The 2,435-nt window shown below is 73.1% G+C and carries 1 protein-coding gene and 3 pseudogenes; 2 read left to right on the top strand and 2 right to left on the bottom strand.

Annotation, left to right across the window (positions count from 1 at the left end):
* A pseudogene (locus AOK11_RS43055) lies at positions 1-429 on the bottom strand (hypothetical protein); the annotation flags it as partial.
* Positions 430-740: 311 nt separating this feature from the next.
* Entirely contained in the window at positions 741-1,709 is a 969-nt protein-coding gene (locus AOK11_RS29025; protein ID WP_055596687.1) for a LysR family transcriptional regulator, read from the bottom strand.
* Positions 1,710-1,792: 83 nt separating this feature from the next.
* Between AOK11_RS29025 and AOK11_RS45470 the strand changes: the two are divergent.
* Both AOK11_RS45470 and AOK11_RS45465 read left to right on the top strand, forming a co-directional pair.
* Positions 1,793-2,209: pseudogene (locus tag AOK11_RS45470) on the top strand (MFS transporter); the annotation flags it as partial.
* Between the two features lie 2 nt (positions 2,210-2,211).
* A pseudogene (locus AOK11_RS45465) lies at positions 2,212-2,435 on the top strand (hypothetical protein); the annotation flags it as partial.

Here is a 2,435-nt window from a genome sequence, read left to right as displayed (position 1 = left end):
CTGCCAGGGGTCGCGCAGGGGGGTGCGGGGCAGCCGGGAAGTCCCGGGGGCCTGGGCGGAGATACGTGCGGCGAAGCCGACGGAATCGGCGGAAGAGGGCGCGGGGGTGGTACGGGGCCTGATCCGGAGGGCCCTGGTCTCCTCGGGGTCCTCGCGGCCCTCGAAAGCTGCCGGGCGCGTCGGGGTGGCCCTCTGCGCCCTGCCCTCCCTCTCCGGCCCGCGCTGTGCGGGCATTCCGCTCGTGACGCCCGGTGCCGGCACCTTGCCCGTGCCGTCCGGTGAGGGCGTTGTGTTCATCGTGGTGGTCGTGGCCTTCGTGTCGTCCGGAGCGACCCGGTCGTCCAGGCCGGCCCGGTCGTCCGGGTCGGCCGCGCGGGGTGCGGTCCTCGCCGCGGCGACGTCGTTCGCCCCGCCGGTGCGGCCGGGCACGCTCCGGGAGAACCACGTTCCGTGGCCGGCGGCGGAACCGCCGGAGGCGGACCGGTCGTCCTCGGCCGGGTCTGCTTCTCTCCCGGTCCCGGATCGTTCAGGTTGGGCGTCTTCTCGCCACTGTTCCACGCGCACGTTTCTTCCCCCCACGGAACTGTTCAGGGTGCGCGTACGGCCCGAGCAATCGCCGCCGGAATTGGGCCCCCACCCTCTCCGAGCGCCCCGTTTATCACACCGTGCTCGAGCATCGAATGTAGCGCACGCGAAGGTTCCGTGTTCACCGGGAGGGGATTCGTGTCAATTGCGAGACATTAGGGAGAACCCATGACATCAAGATCACTGTCCGAAACCCATCCGTTGACGGGCCGGAGCAACCAGCCCTCCTCGGCGGCGATATCGGCCGCAGCCCTGCGAAGTCCCTCCAGGGCGGGGTGAATCAACCCCTTTCTCCATACCAGGGACACCGGTGACAGCGGAACGGGGTCGACCAGCGGGCGCAGCACCATCGAGGGCAGCGGCGGGAAGTCCACCACGGCGAGGACCGGATTCCCCGTGCGGGCCATGATCCGCTGGAACTCCTCCTCCCCCACGGCCAGGGGCGCGGGCGACGCGACGTCGATGCCCCGCCCTTCGAACAGCAGCCCCGCGAGGTCGGTCCACTCCGGTGTGCGCGGATTGCCCGCCCCGGCGTACACCTCCTCGCCGGCCAGCGCGTCGAGCGGCACCTCCGCCAGGGCGGCCAGCGGGTGGCCCTCGGGAAGGATCACCGCCATCGGCTCGTACCGTACGGGCTGCTGGTCGAGCCCGGCCTTCAGTGCCGCGGGGAGCCCCGCGAACCGCCCGAACGACGCGTCGAGCCGCCCCGCGACCAACTCGCCTGCGGCCCAGGTCAGTCCGCTCTCGTAGCGGGCCATCAGCTCGTGGCCGGGGCTGAGTTCGCGGGCCCGGTACAGGACCCGGCGGCCGGTGGCCAGTCCCGGGGAGTTGAGGTCCACCAGCAGCGGCCGGGTCCGTCCGGCGGCGGCGAGCAGGTCGTCCTGCGCCTGGAGGGCCCGGCGGGCGTACGGCAGCAGGCGTTCGCCGTCGGGGGTGAGCGTCACCTGGCGGGTGGTCCGTACGAACAGCTCGCTGCCCAGCTCCCGTTCGAGCCGCCGTACGTCGCGGCTGAGCGCCTGCTGGGCGACGTAGAGGCGCATCGCGGCGCGGGTGAAGTGCAGTTCCTCGGCGACGGTGACGAAGGCGCGCAGGAGACGGGGGTCGAGGTGGGCGGGGGCGGACACCCCGTGAACCTACAACGCGGGTGCGTGAATCGGTACCGGGTAGGTGTTGGACCGGCGCCGCGAGCGCGGGTGACGGTGGGCGCATGCCGCAACCGACCTTCCACAGGCGCCCTCCGGCCTCCCGGAACACCCCTCTGTTCACCGTCACCGCCGACACCCTGGTCGCCGTCGACTTCTCGCCACGCGGGCGGGCGGACAGCGACCGCGGCCGGGTGGAGGGCCCCTACCGCCGTCTCTTCGCGCTGCCCGGCGCCCGCGCGTTCACGGCCTGGAATCTCCTCGCCCGGCTGCCGATGGGCATGCTCAGTGTGAGCGCGGTCATGATGATCGCCGCGACCCGGGGTTCGTACGCCCTGGCCGGCGCGGTCGTCGCGACCGGACTCGCGGTGACCGCGGTGGTCGCCCCGTGGACCGCGCGGCTGGTCGACCGGTACGGGCAGGCCCGCGTCGCCCTGCCCGCCACGGTGTTCGCCGTGCTCGGCCTGCTCGCGCTGCTGCTCNNCCGCACCGGGGAACCGGGGGGCGGTCCGGAGGCGGTCGCCGAGGCCCTGCACACCGCGAACTCCTTCGAGCAGGCCGCGGACGAGCTCTGCTACATGCTCGGCCCGGTGCTCGCGGCCTTCCTGTGCACGGCGCTCTTCCCGGAGGCGGGCACGCTGGTGGGGGCGGCGCTGCTGCTGACCGGTGTGACGCTTTTCACCGCCCAGCGTTCCACCGAGCCGCCGG

Origin of the sequence: Streptomyces hirsutus (assembly GCF_001418415.1) — a bacterium.
In the GTDB taxonomy this organism is placed as follows: Bacteria; Actinomycetota; Actinomycetes; order Streptomycetales; family Streptomycetaceae; genus Streptomyces; species Streptomyces hirsutus.
The sequence above is the reverse complement of the archived record's forward strand: the minus strand, read 5'-3'. Positions and strand labels throughout refer to the sequence as shown.